This is a genomic window from Streptomyces sp. NPDC086835 (genome assembly GCF_044745705.1).
Lineage (GTDB): Bacteria > Actinomycetota > Actinomycetes > Streptomycetales > Streptomycetaceae > Streptomyces.
In genome coordinates, this window is the sequence record NZ_JBIVAU010000001.1 from 1285895 (window position 1) to 1301999 (window position 16105).

The 16105-nt window shown below is 68.5% G+C and carries 16 protein-coding genes and 2 pseudogenes; 13 read left to right on the forward strand and 5 right to left on the reverse strand.

Annotation, left to right across the window (positions count from 1 at the left end; genetic code table 11):
* Position 1: 1 nt before the first annotated feature.
* From sufC to ACIPJI_RS05905, 5 genes are read left to right on the forward strand one after another with little or no spacing between them, the layout of a single operon-like run.
* Entirely contained in the window at positions 2-769 is a 768-nt protein-coding gene (gene sufC / locus ACIPJI_RS05885) for a Fe-S cluster assembly ATPase SufC (RefSeq protein WP_159693145.1), read from the forward strand.
* Complete coding sequence (locus ACIPJI_RS05890; protein ID WP_307705768.1) at positions 766-2022, forward strand: cysteine desulfurase; 1257 nt, start codon at positions 766-768, stop codon at positions 2020-2022. Before sufC ends, ACIPJI_RS05890 begins: the two co-directional genes overlap by 4 nt.
* A 12-nt stretch (positions 2023-2034) precedes the next feature.
* Positions 2035-2502 (forward strand): Fe-S cluster assembly sulfur transfer protein SufU, encoded by a 468-nt coding sequence (gene sufU / locus ACIPJI_RS05895; protein WP_307705767.1) that lies wholly within the window; start codon positions 2035-2037, stop codon positions 2500-2502.
* Positions 2499-2837 carry a metal-sulfur cluster assembly factor gene (locus ACIPJI_RS05900; protein WP_005319013.1) on the forward strand — a complete coding sequence of 113 codons (339 nt, stop codon included), beginning with the start codon at positions 2499-2501 and terminating at the stop codon, positions 2835-2837. Before sufU ends, ACIPJI_RS05900 begins: the two co-directional genes overlap by 4 nt.
* A gap of 52 nt (positions 2838-2889) precedes the next feature.
* Positions 2890-3255 carry a VOC family protein gene (locus ACIPJI_RS05905; protein WP_307705765.1) on the forward strand — a complete coding sequence of 122 codons (366 nt, stop codon included), beginning with the start codon at positions 2890-2892 and terminating at the stop codon, positions 3253-3255.
* On the opposite strand, the gene ACIPJI_RS05910 is transcribed toward ACIPJI_RS05905, so the two are convergent.
* Entirely contained in the window at positions 3252-4337 is a 1086-nt protein-coding gene (locus ACIPJI_RS05910; protein WP_402244656.1) for a hypothetical protein, read from the reverse strand. The two genes, ACIPJI_RS05905 and ACIPJI_RS05910, sit on opposite strands and share 4 nt — an antisense overlap.
* 142 nt (positions 4338-4479) lie before the next feature.
* On the opposite strand from ACIPJI_RS05910, the gene dapD reads away from it, so the two are divergent.
* The gene (dapD, locus tag ACIPJI_RS05915; RefSeq protein WP_356624024.1) at positions 4480-5472 is read left to right on the forward strand and encodes a 2,3,4,5-tetrahydropyridine-2,6-dicarboxylate N-succinyltransferase; all 993 of its coding nucleotides are present in this window, start codon (positions 4480-4482) and stop codon (positions 5470-5472) included.
* A gap of 1389 nt (positions 5473-6861) precedes the next feature.
* Here dapD and ACIPJI_RS05920 read toward each other — a convergent pair.
* Together ACIPJI_RS05920 and ACIPJI_RS05925 are read right to left on the reverse strand one after the other, a co-directional pair.
* The gene (locus ACIPJI_RS05920) at positions 6862-7317 is read right to left on the reverse strand and encodes a hypothetical protein (RefSeq protein WP_402244658.1); all 456 of its coding nucleotides are present in this window, start codon (positions 7315-7317) and stop codon (positions 6862-6864) included.
* A 473-nt stretch (positions 7318-7790) separates the two neighbouring features.
* The gene (locus ACIPJI_RS05925) at positions 7791-8066 is read right to left on the reverse strand and encodes a hypothetical protein (RefSeq protein WP_402244660.1); all 276 of its coding nucleotides are present in this window, start codon (positions 8064-8066) and stop codon (positions 7791-7793) included.
* A gap of 735 nt (positions 8067-8801) precedes the next feature.
* On the opposite strand from ACIPJI_RS05925, the gene ACIPJI_RS05930 reads away from it, so the two are divergent.
* The gene (locus tag ACIPJI_RS05930; RefSeq protein WP_402244662.1) at positions 8802-9443 is read left to right on the forward strand and encodes a hypothetical protein; all 642 of its coding nucleotides are present in this window, start codon (positions 8802-8804) and stop codon (positions 9441-9443) included.
* Here the strand turns inward: ACIPJI_RS05930 and ACIPJI_RS05935 are convergent.
* The gene (locus ACIPJI_RS05935; RefSeq protein WP_402244664.1) at positions 9440-10543 is read right to left on the reverse strand and encodes an XRE family transcriptional regulator; all 1104 of its coding nucleotides are present in this window, start codon (positions 10541-10543) and stop codon (positions 9440-9442) included. The genes ACIPJI_RS05930 and ACIPJI_RS05935 overlap by 4 nt on opposite strands.
* Before the next feature lie 148 nt (positions 10544-10691).
* Here ACIPJI_RS05935 and ACIPJI_RS05940 point away from each other — a divergent pair, with 148 nt between their 5' ends.
* The 5 genes and pseudogenes from ACIPJI_RS05940 (at position 10692) to ACIPJI_RS05960 (ending at position 14423) form a co-directional block, all read left to right on the forward strand.
* On the forward strand, positions 10692-11189 hold the full coding sequence (locus ACIPJI_RS05940; RefSeq protein ID WP_402244666.1) for a hypothetical protein: 498 nt from the start codon (positions 10692-10694) through the stop codon (positions 11187-11189).
* Positions 11186-12612: pseudogene (gene repSA / locus ACIPJI_RS05945) on the forward strand (replication initiator protein RepSA). The gene ACIPJI_RS05940 and the pseudogene repSA overlap by 4 nt, the downstream one beginning before the upstream one ends.
* Entirely contained in the window at positions 12609-12809 is a 201-nt protein-coding gene (locus tag ACIPJI_RS05950; protein ID WP_402244667.1) for a helix-turn-helix transcriptional regulator, read from the forward strand. Before repSA ends, ACIPJI_RS05950 begins: the two are co-directional and overlap by 4 nt.
* Positions 12809-14055: pseudogene (locus ACIPJI_RS05955) on the forward strand (tyrosine-type recombinase/integrase). The gene ACIPJI_RS05950 and the pseudogene ACIPJI_RS05955 overlap by 1 nt, the downstream one beginning before the upstream one ends.
* Before the next feature lie 164 nt (positions 14056-14219).
* On the forward strand, positions 14220-14423 hold the full coding sequence (locus ACIPJI_RS05960; protein ID WP_402244669.1) for a hypothetical protein: 204 nt from the start codon (positions 14220-14222) through the stop codon (positions 14421-14423).
* On the opposite strand, the gene dapA is transcribed toward ACIPJI_RS05960, so the two are convergent.
* Entirely contained in the window at positions 14408-15328 is a 921-nt protein-coding gene (dapA, locus tag ACIPJI_RS05965; protein ID WP_402244671.1) for a 4-hydroxy-tetrahydrodipicolinate synthase, read from the reverse strand. The two genes, ACIPJI_RS05960 and dapA, sit on opposite strands and share 16 nt — an antisense overlap.
* Positions 15329-15460: 132 nt before the next feature.
* Between dapA and ACIPJI_RS05970 the strand changes: the two genes are divergently transcribed.
* On the forward strand, positions 15461-16093 hold the full coding sequence (locus ACIPJI_RS05970; RefSeq protein WP_402244673.1) for a DUF4232 domain-containing protein: 633 nt from the start codon (positions 15461-15463) through the stop codon (positions 16091-16093).
* Positions 16094-16105: the final 12 nt, after the last annotated feature.

Below are 16105 nucleotides of genomic sequence, written 5' to 3' on the forward strand. Positions count from 1 at the left end.
CATGGCAACGCTTGAAATCCGCGACCTGCACGTTTCCGTCGAGGCCGACAACGCCACGAAGGAGATCCTCAAGGGCGTCGACCTGACCGTGAAGCAGGGCGAGACCCACGCCATCATGGGCCCCAACGGCTCCGGCAAGTCGACCCTCGCCTACTCGTTGGCCGGCCACCCCAAGTACACGATCACCAGCGGCACCGTCACCCTGGACGGCGAGGACGTCCTGGAGATGAGCGTCGACGAGCGCGCCCGCGCCGGCGTCTTCCTCGCCATGCAGTACCCGGTGGAGATCCCCGGCGTCTCCGTCTCCAACTTCCTGCGCACCTCCGCCACCGCCATCCGCGGCGAGGCCCCCAAGCTGCGTACCTGGGTGAAGGAGGTCAAGGAGGCCATGGAGCGCCTCAACATGGACCCCGCCTTCGCCGAGCGCAACGTCAACGAGGGCTTCTCCGGCGGTGAGAAGAAGCGCCACGAGATCCTCCAGCTCGAGCTGCTCAAGCCGAAGATCGCGGTCCTCGACGAGACCGACTCCGGCCTGGACGTCGACGCGCTGCGGATCGTCTCCGAGGGCGTCAACCGCGTCCGCGAGAGCGGCGAGGTCGGCACCCTGCTGATCACGCACTACACGCGCATCCTGCGCTACATCAAGCCCGACCACGTGCACGTCTTCGCGAACGGCCGCATCGTGGAGTCGGGCGGCCCCGAGCTCGCCGACAAGCTGGAGAACGAGGGCTACGAGGCATACACCACCAAGGGAGGCGTCACCGCGTGATCACACTGCCGGGCCTCCTGGACACAGAGGCGATCCGTAAGGACTTCCCGATCCTCGATCGGGTGCTCCATGACGGCAAGAAGCTCGTCTACCTGGACAACGCGGCGACCTCCCAGACGCCGCGCCAGGTGATCGACGTACTCAGCGAGTACTACGAGCAGCACAACGCCAACGTCCACCGCGGCGTGCACGTGCTCGCCGAGGAGGCCACGGCGCTGTACGAGGGCGCCCGCGACAAGGTCGCCGCCTTCATCAACGCGCCGAGCCGTGACGAGGTGATCTTCACCAAGAACGCCTCGGAGTCGCTCAACCTCGTCGCCAACATGCTGGGCTGGGCCGATGAGCCCTACCGCGTGGACAGCGACACCGAGGTCGTCATCACGGAGATGGAGCACCACTCCAACATCGTCCCGTGGCAGCTGCTGTCGCAGCGCACCGGCGCGAAGCTGAAGTGGTTCGGCCTCACCGACGACGGCAGGCTCGACCTGTCGAACATCGAAGAGGTCATCACCGAGAAGACGAAGATCGTCTCCTTCACGCTGGTCTCCAACATCATGGGCACGGTCAACCCGGTCGAGGCGATCGTCCGCCGGGCGCAGGACGTCGGCGCGCTGGTGCTGATCGACGCCTCGCAGGCCGCGCCGCACATGGTGCTGGACGTGCAGGCGCTGCAGGCCGACTTCGTGGCCTTCACCGGCCACAAGATGTGCGGCCCGACCGGCATCGGTGTGCTGTGGGGCCGGCAGGAGCTCCTGGAGGACCTGCCGCCGTTCCTGGGCGGCGGCGAGATGATCGAGACCGTCTCGATGCACTCGTCCACCTACGCTCCCGCGCCGCACAAGTTCGAGGCGGGCACGCCCCCGATCGCCCAGGCCGTCGGCCTCGGCGCGGCCGTGGACTACCTGAGCTCGATCGGCATGGACAAGATCGCCCAGCATGAGCACGTGCTCACCGAGTACGCGGTGAAGCGGCTGCTGGAGGTCCCCGACCTGCGGATCATCGGCCCCGCCACGGCCGAGGACCGCGGCGCGGCGATCTCCTTCACGCTCGGCGACATCCACCCGCACGACGTGGGCCAGGTACTCGACGAGCAGGGCATCGCGGTGCGCGTGGGTCACCACTGCGCGCGCCCCGTCTGCCTGCGGTACGGAATTCCTGCGACCACGCGGGCGTCGTTCTATCTGTACTCCACGCCGGCAGAGGTCGATGCTCTGGTCGACGGCCTGGAGCACGTCCGTAACTTCTTCGGGTAGAGGCGGCGACTTGTGAAGCTGGATTCGATGTACCAGGACGTCATCCTGGACCACTACAAGCACCCCCACGGGCGGGGCTTGCGGGACGGCGACGCCGAGGTGCACCACGTCAACCCGACGTGCGGCGACGAGATCACCCTCCGTGTGAAGTACGACGGATCGCGTATCGAGGACGTGTCCTACGAGGGCCAGGGCTGTTCCATCAGTCAGGCCAGCGCCTCCGTCCTGAACGAACTTCTGGTCGGCAAGGAGCTCGCGGAGGCGCAGAAGATCCAGGGCACCTTCCTGGAGCTGATGCAGTCCAAGGGGCAGATCGAGCCGGACGACGCGATGGAGGAGGTGCTGGAGGACGCGGTGGCGTTCGCCGGCGTCTCCAAGTACCCCGCCCGTGTGAAATGCGCGCTGCTGAGCTGGATGGCGTGGAAGGACGCGACGGCCCAGGCGATGGGCGAAGACAAGGCTGCGAGGAAGACCGCATGAGCGAGAACGAGACGACTCTCACGAAGCCGGCGTCCGAGGAGGAGGTCCGCGAGGCGCTGTACGACGTCGTCGACCCCGAGCTGGGCATCGACGTCGTCAACCTCGGCCTCATCTACGGCATCCACATCGACGACTCGAACGTCGCGACGCTGGACATGACGCTGACGTCGGCGGCCTGTCCGCTGACCGACGTGATCGAGGACCAGGCGAAGGCCGCGACCGACGGCATCGTCAACGAGCTGAAGATCAACTGGGTCTGGATGCCGCCGTGGGGTCCCGACAAGATCACGGACGACGGCCGGGAGCAGCTCCGAGCGCTCGGTTTCAACGTCTGACGCTTCCGGAAACGGACTGCGACGGCCATGCCCGCCAGGCACACTGGCGGGCATGGCCGTTTCTCTGTATCAGATCGCGATCGACTGCCACGACGCTGCGAAGCTCGCCCGGTTCTGGGCCGAGGTGCTCGACTGGCACATCATCTACGAGGACCCGGAAGAGATCATCATCGGTGCCGGGGCGAGCGCGCTGCCCGGCATCGTGTTCCTCACCGTGCCGGAGCACAAGGCCGTCAAGAACCGGCTCCACCTCGACCTGAGCCCCGACGACCGGGACGCCGAGGTGGAGCGGATCATCGGTCTGGGAGCCCGCAAGGTCGACGTCGGGCAGGGCGAGGACGCCACCTGGGTCGTCCTCGCCGATCCCGAGGGCAACGAGTTCTGTGTGCTGAGGCCGAAGAAGACGCTGCTCGACTAGAGCGCGGCCGGGCCGTGGTACGCGGCAGGGGGCGCTGCGGCCGCCTCCGCCAGGGACGGGGCGAGGTTCTCGGTGCGGATGCGCCGGTCGACGTAGAGAAGGCTCACCACCAGCTGCGGGAAAGCGGCCGTGAGGGCCTGCCCGATCAGCACGGTGACGAGGAAGAAGACCATCGAGGTGATGACGACGGTCAGAGCGGCACCGCTCGTCGACACGTCCTCCGTGAGGCCCGGGCCGAGGAGATTGAGGAACGAGAACGGCAGCTGGATGACATAGCTCGCCACCGCCGCCATGACGTAGGCCAGCAGCGATATCCCGAATATCCGCCACCAGTCGCCGCGGACCAGCCGGGACGAGCGGGTCAACGCCGCGACGGCTCCCTGCCCCTCGAAGACGGCGGCGGCCGGCGCGAGGGAGAACTTCACCCAGAGCCAGACCGCCAGCGGACCTGTGACCAGCGCACCGAGGAAGCCGATCAGGATCAGCCAGCCGAAACCACCGGCATCCGACGACATCGTGATGAGGGTGATGACGGCGGCCACGAAGGCCGTCCCGATCAGCACCAGGGGGACCGCAACGATCAGCGAGGTGAGCAGGACCGCGCCGAGCACCGACCACACCCGTCGCATGCTGCGGCGCCACACCCGGCCGAACGTCGAGGGGTGGCCCAGCACCGCGTCCTGGAGGACGGCGGGGCAGCTCGCGTAGACGAGGGCGTTGGCGGCGAGCACCACGAAGAGACCGAAGACGTAGACGGCTCCGAAGGTGAGGACGACGGGCGCGACGTCGTCCCAGCCAGGCGCGGCATCGGCGTCCAGCACACGCTCGAGCCGTTCGGCGTGGGCCGCGTAGGCGATGCCGATCGCCCCGGCGATCGCCACGAGCGCCATACCGTAGGCGGCGAACGCCACGCCGAGCAGTTGCTTCCAGTGCCGGCCGATCGTCGCGAACGCCCCGCCCAGGATGTCGCCCAGGCGGAGCGGGGCGAGCGGTACGACGCCCGGCTTGGGCGGCGGCATCCAGCCGCCCCAGCCGGGCGGGCCGGCCGGTCCTGGGTACGGCGGCGTGCTTCCGTGTGACATCGGTCGTCCCCCCGAATGTTCTGCGTCGATCTGTACGTGCGCTGCTGCCCGGGGCGTCGCCGCGGCCCGGTCGGCACACCGTAGCGCCCGGCAACTGAGACCGGTTAGCCCGGGTGCCACCAGGGCGGTTAGGTTTTCTGTCATGACCGACACGTCTTCCGCACCCCGTACCACCGGCGCCGTCGCCGCCGGCCTCGCCACCGTCACCGACGACGGCGTTGTTCTCGACACCTGGTTCCCCGCCCCCGAGCTCGTCGCCGAGCCCGGTCCGGCCGGTACCGAGCGGCTGACCGCCGAGCGGGCCGTGGAGCTCCTCGGCGCCGCCGCCGCGAAGGCCGTCGGCCCCGACGCGCGACGCGGTGTCGAGGTCGTCGCCGTGCGCACCGTCATCGCCTCGCTCGACGACAAGCCGCTGGACGCCCACGACGCCTATCTGCGTCTGCACCTTCTCTCCCACCGGCTCGTGAAGCCGCACGGGCAGAGCCTGGAGGGCCTCTTCGGCCTCCTCGCCAACGTCGCGTGGACCAGCCTCGGGCCCGTCGCCGTCGACCAGGTCGAGACCGTGCGGCTGAACGCCCGCGCCGAGGGTCTGCACCTCCAGGTCACCTCGATCGACAAGTTCCCGCGGATGACGGACTACGTCGCGCCCAAGGGCGTGCGCATCGCCGACGCCGACCGGGTCCGTCTCGGCGCGCACCTCGCCGAGGGCACCACCGTGATGCACGAGGGCTTCGTCAACTTCAACGCGGGCACCCTCGGCACGTCGATGGTCGAGGGCCGCATCTCCGCCGGCGTCGTCGTCGGCGACGGCTCCGACATCGGCGGCGGCGCCTCCACCATGGGCACCCTGTCCGGCGGCGGCAACGTGATCATCGCCATCGGCGAGCGCTGCCTCATCGGTGCCGAGGCGGGCGTCGGCATCGCGCTCGGCGACGAGTGCGTCGTCGAGGCCGGCCTGTACGTCACGGCCGGCACCCGCGTCACGATGCCCGACGGGCAGATCGTCAAGGCCCGTGAGCTGTCCGGCGCGAGCAACATCCTCTTCCGCCGCAACTCGGTCACCGGCACCGTCGAGGCCCGCCCGAACAACGCGGTCTGGGGCGGCCTCAACGACGTGCTGCACAGCCACAACTGATCACGGGCGGCCGTGACCTGCGGCCACCTCATCGATCAACGTCCCGACCTGCTGCTGAGCTGTCGGTAGCTGTCGACGTTGGTCACCATTGCGCCCTTCCACGGCCCGAGGACGGCCCGGGAGGGCGCTCGTGTGTGAGCACCGCTTTAGGAGTTCGATCTGCACCGGGCCCAGGTGGGATCTGCCTCGTGCATCCGTGCCACACGTGGCTGCTGTGTGTCGCCGCCGTCCAGGGGTGTTGAGTCAGAGTTGGATGTCAGTGGGACAGCTCAGGCACCGGGCAGGACTCCAAGCGCAAGCACACGTCTAGCGTCTCAGGCGTGTCATCCCTGCCGGGAGATGCCACGAGTTGGCGCGGCTGCCCTTCACCCACCGTCCGGTGCCGAGAAGGACTGCGGCCCGGCAGGTCAGAGGCTCACCGGGACGGGAGGCGCGTATGGCGTCGATGATCTCCCACATGGGCAAGAGCCACGTCTTCGCCTCGCCGGGCTCCAGACGGCAGACGCTGCCCTGCATCGTGAAGTCGACCGCTCTGACGCGAGAAGGTGCTCCGCCCCAGTAGGAGCGACGTCTGTCGGATATACACGGCACGCGCACACTCACAGGTCCACGGCCAGTGTTGCGTACGACCACACCGAATGCGTCATGCACGTACGATTCGAAATCTGCGCCTTGGACGCGTTGAAGGTCCGTTGTAGTGCGATCGACAACCTCCGAAACGATGGACGGGACAGGATCCCCATCGTCATGGATCGCGATCGACAGTTCGCAGCGCACCCGGGCGCCGCTCAAGAAGTGGCTAGCGACTTGCCAACTGAGTGACACCGTAGACACAGCCAAGCTGAGAGCGGCGACAGCGAAAGCTCCGGATGTGTCGGTCACTTGAGGATGATATGGGCGTCGGCGCCGAGACGGGTGACGTTTCCCCGTTCGGGTCACCTCGCTGGGAAGGCGGTAGCGCCAACCACCACAGGTGCAGAACGCCTAAGCGCTGGGCCGCAGCGGTCTGGGGCGAGAGCCCTGAGCTTGGGAATCACCGTGCTGCCGACGGCTGTTGGCAGCCTGAACAGCGGCAACGGGTGCCAGAGCGAAGCCATGTGCTCTTCCTGGCACCCGCTGTTGACCGTGGGTTACCGACCTGTCGGGCACGGATCGGGCACGATGCTGAGCACCACTTTAGGAGCGAGGTGGGCGTTGCGGCCTGACGTGAAGCATGCCCATGCCCACTTCGGCGAACGCACGCTGACCGCGCTGTCGGGGGCCGCAGTTCCTCGTGACTCCCCGCCCGATCTGGCGCGGTTGTGGCACGGGGAACTTTTGATCCGTAGCTCTAGGCCGTGCCCACAGAGTCGATGAGCCATAGCCGGAGGCAGGCGAGGGCCAGGGTCCTTACGGGTTGCCCAGTACCGATTCCCGCATCACGCTCCGAAGCTGACGGACTGCGGCGTCGTACGGATCATGAACCGCGTGCCACTCCGCGGAGACTCCAGCTGCGAGGCCAGTCGTGGCGATGGCGTCTCGGATAGCTCTCAGCCTCCGGTAGGCAGCCCGTGCGGCATCACAGACCTCAGGGGGCGCGGCGATGAGGAGCTCGTAGTACGCCGGCAGTATCTGATGTGCTCGGTAGGCCGACACGGCATCGGCGTCGCTGACGGGCTGGCTGAGAGTCAGAAGTGACGTTTCCGTCTCAGTGAGGGCTGTCAGAAACCTCAAATATGCGTCACGTTGCACCTGTTCAAGTCGTGTTCCTCGTTCGCGTCTCGCTCGCGCTGCTTCTACCAGCAGCGTCGAGCCCACGCCCAGCACGCCGCCACTCAAGGTGCCGACCAGGGTCAACCATTCCATGCAGCCCAATGTAGGAACGGATCACCACCGACGAACAGTCCGAACTTCGCCGCTCGGTGGAGTCCGAAAGGCCGAGTACACGCTTTGAACCTGCGGCCTCATCCTTGTCAGGTCGGTCCTTGGGCATCGCGCACCACGGCTAATCCGGGCCGGTGCTGGGCTCACCTGCCGCGTGAGTCCGGCGGGATTCGCCGGTGATCGATCGTGTTGGTGTCAGCCGCTGATGTCATCGCCAGACGGCTCTCTTGACACGCGCTCGGTCGCCTCTACTTCCTCGTCCTCGTCGCCACCCATGGCGTCGAGCAAACGCTGCCGCGCCTGCTCCAGACGACCGCCAGTTTGGAAGACGCCGTATGCGGATGATTGCTGACCTGCGGGTGTCTGAACTGCGCGGCCTCTGATCGCTCACCGGTCTTCCCCGCGATTCCCCGTTGATTGCTGTTCGATCGGGCACGCAAGGGGCACGGGTGAGGCTACTGGCGGCTGTTCCGCCTCTGTGTCGCGGCGCGGCGGACTTTCTCGCCAGCTCCGAACAGGGCCAACGCTACGCCGAGATAGACAGCCGCCATGGGGCCGTCCTCCTGGGTGATCTCCTTCAGCAAGGCGACAGATGCCAAGATCCCCGCCAGGTACAGTGCGGCGGCCCCCGTATACCACAAACGGTCGAGGGTTTGGTCGTAGCGCGCCAATCTCGCTCGCTCAGTTGCCGAGAGATGCCCGGAGGCGGCGTTCGGCGTACGGTCGTTCATGAGAGCTCCAATGGTCTCGTCTGCAGAGGGGCTGACAGGCCCAGGGAGCTGAACTGCTGGCGTGGGACAGCTTCCTGGGCTCTCGCCGCGAGAACAGAGGCTTGGCTCAGTGCCCAGTCCTCTTCGCACTCCCCACGCTGCCCGTTGTCTCCGTTTGACGCCCCGGGCGTTCACCCGTTCGGATGGCATATTCGGTTTGGGTCTAGCGTCGACTGATCGACTTCGGCTAAGCTTTCATGCCCTTTGCGCGACCTAAGGGGAATGGTTGCGCATTGTCCGACTCGAGTTTTCCTTGTCGGAGATCTGTGGACAGCATCAGCCAGCACTCCGAGGTCGGTGGAGGGGCTTTGGGCTGGAGCTGCCATGGGGCGAGAGATCGGGGCCCGTACGCTGGTCAGCGAAATCGGGCAGTCTGTGGACCTGCCCGTTAAGGCCCGATATGGGCCCCGATCTTCGAGGCTCGCCCCATGGTGGCTGCCTAAAGCCGTGGAGCCGACCGGGCCCAGCCACAGCGGGCTACCGTCCACCGCATCAGGTGTGCTCGCTTCAGCCGCGCGGCCGGCGGAGCCGGGGCCCGGAGCGGGGCGGAGACAGGAGCGTCGGGGCCCGGCGCTGGAGCCGGGGCCGCGCGCGGCGAGCGGAGCGAGCCGCCTTGATCGAGGTAGAGAAACCTGTAACAGGCCCTGATGCCCTGGCCTGCTTATGGAGCGTTGCTGGACTTCATAGGCTCACCGCATGATGCGTGATCTGATCGCCGCCTTCGATGCAGCGGCCCTCGAGCGGATGCCTGGCGGCTGGCGTCGGCACAGGGGCGGTGGCCTGTTCACCCTCAACCTCGGTGATGGGTTCGCCGCGTGGCTTGGGCTGAACAGTGCAACGCAGCACCATCCACTTCAGATCAACCCCGTGGTTGGCCTGCGGTACGACCCGTTGGAGCGACTTGTCGCCGACCTCACGGCCCGCAAGTCCGACCCGAGCATCACTACTCTGAGCAGCCCCATCGGCTACCTAACCCCTCAGAACGCTTTCCTTCAGCTGGAGGTCACAGCCGCAGAGGACGTCCTACCAGCCGTCGATCGTCTCGTGGGTCTCATGGAGCTATACGGCCTTCCGTATGCGCGCAGACACACAAGCCTCGACATGCTGCTTGCGGCACTCCAGGAGGGCGGCAACGTGGCCAACCCGGACCGGACGAAGCTACTGATTCCCGCCCTGCTCTTCCTGACAGGCGCACACGAGCAAGCCGAGTACACGCTGCAACAAGGATGTGACCACTACGGCGACGACCTGGCGATACTCGTCGTACGGCAGTATCGCGAATTCGCGCACGCCCTGAAACGGCGCATGGACGACGACATGAACGGCAGCTGCGCCTAGCTGGCGCGACTGAGCGTGGTCAGGTGATCCAGGTACTCCCGGCCTGTCGCCTCGTTGGCGAAGTCCCGGTTGACGATGGCTGCCAGTTCGCGGCTGACCATGAGCAGGGACGGCAGAGACTGCCGGTCGCCCTTCAGTGCCCACTCGCCGTAGTTCACGGCCTGGTCCAAGTCGCCCTGCCTGGCTGCGACCACTCCGAGCGTGATCCGTGCCTCCGCCATGCGCATCGGTGATCGCTCGGACCCGTCGAAGTCGGTGCCTGCCCGGATCACCTCGTGGGCGAGGTTCTCGGCGAAGCGGTCCTCTCCGAGCAGCCGGTAACAGTCCATCGCGTAGAAGTCGAACTTCGCCGGGTCCACCACAAAGTGGTGATCCAGGTTCTCGGGGTACGGCATCCCCTCGAGGAGCTTGCGCCCCCGGTCCAACGCCACCTCGGTCTGTCGCCGGTCACCCAGCCTCGCCCAGCCCTTCGCCTCCTGGGCGGCGAGCTGCACGGCCACGCCATGCGAGGGAGCCGACTCCGTCCCGGCCTGGGAGGCCGCGAGGATTCCGCGGTAGTCACCGGTGGTCAGGGCGAACCAGGCGCGCATCTCGTGGGCCCAACCGGAGATCTCGGCGTTGCCGGACTCGCGAGCTAAAGACAGGGCTGCCTTGCGCGTGCTCTCGGCTGCGGCCCGGTCACCCATGTCGTACTCGACGCATCCGATCAGGAGAGCCAGCCAGCCGGACAGGCTGAGCACTTCGCGGTGCTGCGCGAGCGTGAGCCGCTGGGACTGGAGGGCCGCAATCCGCTTGAGCCACTGCCTGCCCCCGGCGGCGAGCTGCCCACTCGGCAGATACGGGTACTCGGAGCACAGCCGGTCGGTGGTGATCCGGAGCGCGTCGAGCGTGGCGTTGTCGACGTCGGACGCCTGAAGCCTGCTGATGATGTCCAGCGTTTCCATGCCGCTGGCGGCGACGATCTCGGCGTTCCCGTCCCGCTGTCCGGCTACCGGGAAGATCGCGTGAGTGACGGTGCCGAAGGTGGCCGCGATGATCGGTTGGTAGAAGTCGCTCGGCATGATCTCGCCGGACTCCCACCGCTTCCACTGGCGGACCATGCTGGATCCCTCGGGCAGCGGCTTCGGAGCGTGGGCGCGCAGGGCGGCAACCACTTCGGCTTGTGACCACTGTCGGGCTTCCCGCTCTGAGGCGATCCGTCGCGCCCATGCCGGCCGTTGGCCTGCACTCGGGGAGCGTCACCGGTCGGTGCCGACGCCTCGGGATGAGCTGATCACCTGCTACCCGACCCGTAGCGTCGTCCCGTTCGACCTGTGGTGCTCGACCCTCGCGAACGCGGTCGGCTCGATTGACCTGGCGGTCGCGCACCCGCTGTTCCTGGCGGACGCCGCGTGGGACCTGGCCGCGCTGGTCGCCGACAAGGCCGCCGCCGGTGTCCGGGTGAGGATCGTCGGCCCCGCCGGCACTTCCCTCGTGACGCTGGGAGACGTCTTCCCCTCGCTCCTGGCGGTGCCGGGCGTCCGGTTGGCTGAGCACTGCGGGCTGCACGCGGATGTGGTGCGGGCGGATGACGATCTCCTGGTGACCACTCCGGTCGACGGCCTGGTCCCGGTGCTCTCGCCGGTCCTGCACCTGCGCCGCCTCGGTCCGGCCCCGCTCACCTCCGGATATCTGACCGCGCTCGATCACCTCTTCGCCACCGCCACACCGGTCCACGCTCCTCGACTGCGGGCGGTGGCCGCATGACCCACTTCCCCGTTCCCTCGGCCGCCGTTGCTGACGTGGCGGCGGCCGTGGGCCAGGACCCGATCACCGTGGCCGACCTGCTGCGCGTCGCCAACGCCCCCGGATTCGACCGCTGGCGCGAGCAGATCCGGCGCACGGGCGGCTGCTCGGACCCGATCCACCTCCAGGGCTGGACGATCACCAAGGACAAGGCCACCGCCGAGACGCTGTACTCGTACTCGACGCAGGCCGATCCCGGTGGGCGGCTCCGGGTCGCCTGCGCAACCGCCGTGCCTCGCGCTGCCCGTCCTGCGCCTGGACCTACGCGGGGGACACCTACCACCTGATCCGTGCCGGGATCACCGGCGACGAACGCAAGGACGTCCCCGCCACCGTGCGGGACCACCCCCGCGTCTTCGCCACCCTCACGGCACCCTCGTTCGGCCCGGTCCACAACCGCCCCGCCTCCGGGCGCTGCCGCTGCGGCAAGCTCCACCAGGACGACGACCCCGCCCTGGGCACCGCGCTGAACCCGGACCGCTACGACTATGCCGCCGCCGTGCTGTGGAACAACCACGCGGGGCAGCTGTGGCAGCGGTTCACCATCTACCTGCGTCGGGAGATCGCCGCCCGCGCGGGCCTCTCGCAGCGGGCGCTGGCGGATGCCTGCCGGGTCTCGTTCGGCAAGGTCGCCGAGTTCCAAAAGCGCGGTGCCGTGCACTTCCACGCTGTGGTCCGCCTCGACGGCCCGGACGGTCCCGACTCGCCGCCCCCGGCCTGGGCCACCGTCCCGCTCGTGGACGACGCGATCCGGGCCGCCGCCGCCCGCGTCGTGGTCGTGGTGCCGCCCGCCGGCACTTCTCCGGAAAGGGAACTGCGCTGGGGAACCCAGGTCGACGTCCAGCCCATCGGCGCGCTCGGACACGAGGACCTGACCGAACAGGCCGTTGCCGCCTACGTCGCCAAGTACGCCACCAAGGCCGCCGAGACGACCGGCACGATCGACCGCCGGATTGGCGAGCTGGGCGAGCTGGACCGCCTCGGCCTGCCCGCCCACACCCGGCGGCTCATCGAAGCCTGCTGGGAGCTGGACGGCGACTATCCGGAACGGCTGCTGGCGCGCTGGTCGCACATGCTCGGCTTCCGCGGCCACTTCTCCACCACGTCCCGCCGCTACTCCACCACCCTCGGCGCACTCCGCCAGGTCCGCGCCGACTACCGCGCCCGCCAGGAACGCCAAGCCCGCGGGCTCCCCGAAGACCTCGACGACACGGAGGGCTCCACACTCGTGCTCGCCCACTGGACCTACGCCGGGCACGGCCACACACCCGGCGAATCCTGGCTCGCCCAATCCATCGCCAACGACATCCGGCAGAACCGCCAGCTCGGCCGTGAAGAACTGGCCTCCCGGCCCGGTCTGGACGACTCGGAGGTGTGGGCATGAGGCGACAACTGCCTGACCGCTTCCTCACCCCGGTCGACCTGGCCGACCTCCTCGGCGTGCCTGTCGAGACGGTCTATCAGTGGCGCCGCAAGGACACCGGGCCCCGCGGCTTCCGCGTCGGCCGGCACCTCCGCTTCGACCCCGAAGACGTCCGCGCCTGGGTGCAGTCCCGCATGGAAGAAGGAGCCGCCGCGTAATGGCCGGACACGTCCAAGACCGCTGGTACAAGAGCGTTCCCGGCCCCGACGGCAAGACCGTTCGGGTCAGACCGACCGATACGGCGTCGGCCACCGTTACCGCGCCCGGTACATCGCGCCGGACGGCTCCGAGAAGTCCAAGAGCTTCCCGGACAAGCAGAAGCGCAAGGCGGACCAGTGGCTCGCCAACATCGAAGCGGACATGTCGCAGGGGCGGTACATCGATCCGGCTGCGGGCTCGGTGACCTTCGGTGAGTACGCCAAGACGTGGATGGCTGCGCTCACCATCGACCCGGTGACCCGTGAGAGTGTCGAGATCCGTCTCCGGGTCCACGCGCTTCCGTACCTCGGTGATCGATCGATGGCCTCCTTCCGCCCTTCTCACCTGCGCGCATGGATGCGGGAGCTGGAAGCCACGGGACGCGCGGCGTCCTACCGGCGGTCGATCTTCGCCAACGTGTCCGCCGTGTTCACGGCCGCCGTGGAAGACCGGGTCATCGCCGAGAATCCCTGCCGCGCTCGCTCCGTCCGGGCGCCGTCTCTCGATGGGCGCAAGGTCAAGCCCTGGTCCATCGAGCGCGTGACAGCGGTACACGACGCCCTACCGGACGCCTACCAGGAGATGGTGACCTTGGGGGCCGGGTGCGGTCTTCGACAAGGCGAGATCTTCGGCCTGGCCCTCGAAGACGTCGACTTCCTCGGCGGCACGGTCCACGTCGTCCGGCAGGTCAAGATCCTTCGAGGCACACAGGCGGTCTTCGGCCCGCCCAAGGGAGGCAAGGAACGGCACGTGCCCCTGCCGGAGACGGTCGCCTTCGCGCTGGCCGACCACATCACGAGGCACGATCCAGTGGAGGTCACGCTGCCCTGGAAGACGCTGGACGGTCCGCCTGTGACGGCCTCGCTGCTGTTCGTCAACGTTCGGAACAAGGCTCGGGCTCTTCACCGAACACGCTTCAACGAGTACGTGTGGCGACCGGCCCTCACGGCCGCCGGCGTTCCGCTCGGACGCGAGAACGGCATGCACGCCCTCCGGCACTTCTACGCCTCGGTGCTCCTGGACGCGGGGGAGAGCATCAAGGCCCTGAGCGAGTACCTGGGCCACCACGATCCGAGTTTCACCCTGCGCACGTACACGCACCTGATGCCGAACAGCGAGGCGCGCACCCGGGCCGCCGTGGATCGCGTCTTCCGCGACCCTGACAGTGCCGAGGACGGCCCCGAGACGGCCCCTGGGGCAAGCTGACCCCTTGACCAGCATCGCAATCAGAACAGCTACAACTGAGCAGCGGTTCCTCGGACTCGATCGTGTGACTCTGCGTAACTTCGGCCCCCGGCAGACCGATAAGCAGGCCGGATACGCGGAGTCACCCGACCGATCTCCCTGAACGGGCAAGGCGAGGAACCCACATGAAGACCAAGCTGACCACTCTCGGCCTGTGCGCCCTGTTCGCGGCACTGTCCGCGCACGGGACCGCACACGCTGACGAGACGCACACCCACGCGCACAACGGCCACCGGGTCTCCCTGATCTCGACAGGGCAGATCGACGACCCTTTCGAGGACGTGCTGGAGCACGCCGCGATTCTCGGCAGCACCTACGTCCGCGACTGAGGAACCCCCTCGAGCTGCCGGCGGGTCAGCTCCTCGTACGCCGCCAGCAGCCCGTCGACCGCCTCGCGTGCGGCGGGCTGCAGTGGTTCGCGCACCGGCCCGCCGGGCAGGCCGAGCGCGCCGAGCAGCGCCTTCGCGGTCACCGTGCCCGGCAGGCCGGACGCCATCATCGACTCGGTGAGCGGCAGCGTGGCCTGGTGCAGCGCCGTGGCGGCCGGGTTGTCGCCGGCGTCGTGGGCGTCCAGTACGGCCCGCAGCTGCGGGGCCGCGACATTGGCCACCGTGGAGACGAAACCCGCGCCGCCCACCGCGTACAGCGGCAGATTCAGCTCCTCGCACCCCGAGTAGTACGCCAGGCCGCTGCCCGCGATGACCTTCGAGCTACCGAGCAGGTCGTAGGCACAGTCCTTGACGGCCACGATCCGCGGATGTTCCGCGAGGCTCAGCATCGTCTCCGGCTCGACGCGGGTGCCCGTGCGGCCGGGGATGTCGTACAGCATCAGCGGGATGCCCACGGCGTCGGCCACCCGCCGGAAGTGCGCGGCCACGGCCGCCTGCGGGGGGCGGCTGTAGTACGGAGTCACCACGAGCAGCCCGGCCGCGCCCGCCGCCTCCGCGGCCCGCGCGAGTTCGACGGTGTGCCGGGTGTCGGGGGTGCCGACGCCCGCGACGACGACGGCCCGGTCGCCGACCGCCTGCACGACCGCCCGCACGAGCGCGGCCTTCTCGTCGTCGGAGGTGGTCGGTGACTCACCGGTCGTGCCGGACAGCACCAGGCCGTCGCAGCCGGCGTCGACCAGACCGGCGGCCAGCCTCTGCGCCCCGTCGAGATCGAGGGCACCGTCGGCGGTGAAAGGCGTGACCATGGCGCACAGGGCGCGGCCGAAGGGAGGAGAGGAGGTCATGCCAGCAGTCTGCGGCGGCCCGGGGCCCGGCTCCAGCGAAATCTGCTTCCGGTAATCGTGAAGCAGCGCTACAGGGTCGGAAGGGCCTGGCATGATCGGCGGGGGGACGGGGCTGCCCATGGGAGGGGACGGATGCCGAGGACGATCAGGCGGGCGGCGGGGGTGGTGGCCGCTGTGACGGCCGCCGGAGCGCTGACCGGCTGCGGCATGGTGAGCGACGCCGGTGCGTCCGGGGACCGGGACTACAGGGTGAAGGCGGACCGGCTGGACCCCTCCACGTTCCCGCGGTACGGCCCCCCTTCTCCGGCGGTGACCCCGACGGCGGCGCCCACCCCGGCCACTTGCCCCCGCTCGGGGGCCGTCGTGACCACGGGCGTCGTCGACACGGCCATGGGCCGGCGGGCCACCGTCCTCGAGCTGAGGAACTGCGGCACCCGGCCCTACGACGTCGACGGCTATCCCCGGATCGGCGCCCTCGACGCGAACCGTGAGGCGCTGGATCTGACCATCACCCACGACCACCCGTACACCGACGCCGGCCGGGACCAGGGGCCGAACCCGCTGACGCTCATGCCGGGGCAGAGCGTGAAGTCGGTCCTCAACTGGAACAACCGGGTGACCTCCTTCGACCCGGTCACCGAAGGCGCCTACCTGGTGGTCACCCCGAAGGAGGGCGAGACGCCGCAGACGCTGCCGTTCCGCCTGGACATCGGTACATCCGGGGAACTGGACGTCACCGCGTGGGCGCGGGACCTGCTCGGCTGAGCCGCAGGTCCC

Bases quoted from the DNA above. Each gene is read 5' to 3' on its own strand.
- ACIPJI_RS05970 (WP_402244673.1), top strand. From the start codon at position 15,461: ATGCCGAGGACGATCAGGCGGGCGGCGGGGGTGGTGGCCGCTGTGACG.
- dapA (WP_402244671.1), bottom strand. From the start codon at position 15,328: ATGACCTCCTCTCCTCCCTTCGGCCGCGCCCTGTGCGCCATGGTCACG.
- ACIPJI_RS05925 (WP_402244660.1), bottom strand. From the start codon at position 8,066: ATGAACGACCGTACGCCGAACGCCGCCTCCGGGCATCTCTCGGCAACT.
- sufC (WP_159693145.1), top strand. From the start codon at position 2: ATGGCAACGCTTGAAATCCGCGACCTGCACGTTTCCGTCGAGGCCGAC.
- ACIPJI_RS05950 (WP_402244667.1), top strand. From the start codon at position 12,609: ATGAGGCGACAACTGCCTGACCGCTTCCTCACCCCGGTCGACCTGGCC.
- ACIPJI_RS05905 (WP_307705765.1), top strand. From the start codon at position 2,890: ATGGCCGTTTCTCTGTATCAGATCGCGATCGACTGCCACGACGCTGCG.
- ACIPJI_RS05930 (WP_402244662.1), top strand. From the start codon at position 8,802: ATGATGCGTGATCTGATCGCCGCCTTCGATGCAGCGGCCCTCGAGCGG.
- ACIPJI_RS05910 (WP_402244656.1), bottom strand. From the start codon at position 4,337: ATGTCACACGGAAGCACGCCGCCGTACCCAGGACCGGCCGGCCCGCCC.
- ACIPJI_RS05960 (WP_402244669.1), top strand. From the start codon at position 14,220: ATGAAGACCAAGCTGACCACTCTCGGCCTGTGCGCCCTGTTCGCGGCA.
- ACIPJI_RS05900 (WP_005319013.1), top strand. From the start codon at position 2,499: ATGAGCGAGAACGAGACGACTCTCACGAAGCCGGCGTCCGAGGAGGAG.
- ACIPJI_RS05920 (WP_402244658.1), bottom strand. From the start codon at position 7,317: ATGGAATGGTTGACCCTGGTCGGCACCTTGAGTGGCGGCGTGCTGGGC.
- ACIPJI_RS05935 (WP_402244664.1), bottom strand. From the start codon at position 10,543: ATGGTCCGCCAGTGGAAGCGGTGGGAGTCCGGCGAGATCATGCCGAGC.
- dapD (WP_356624024.1), top strand. From the start codon at position 4,480: ATGACCGACACGTCTTCCGCACCCCGTACCACCGGCGCCGTCGCCGCC.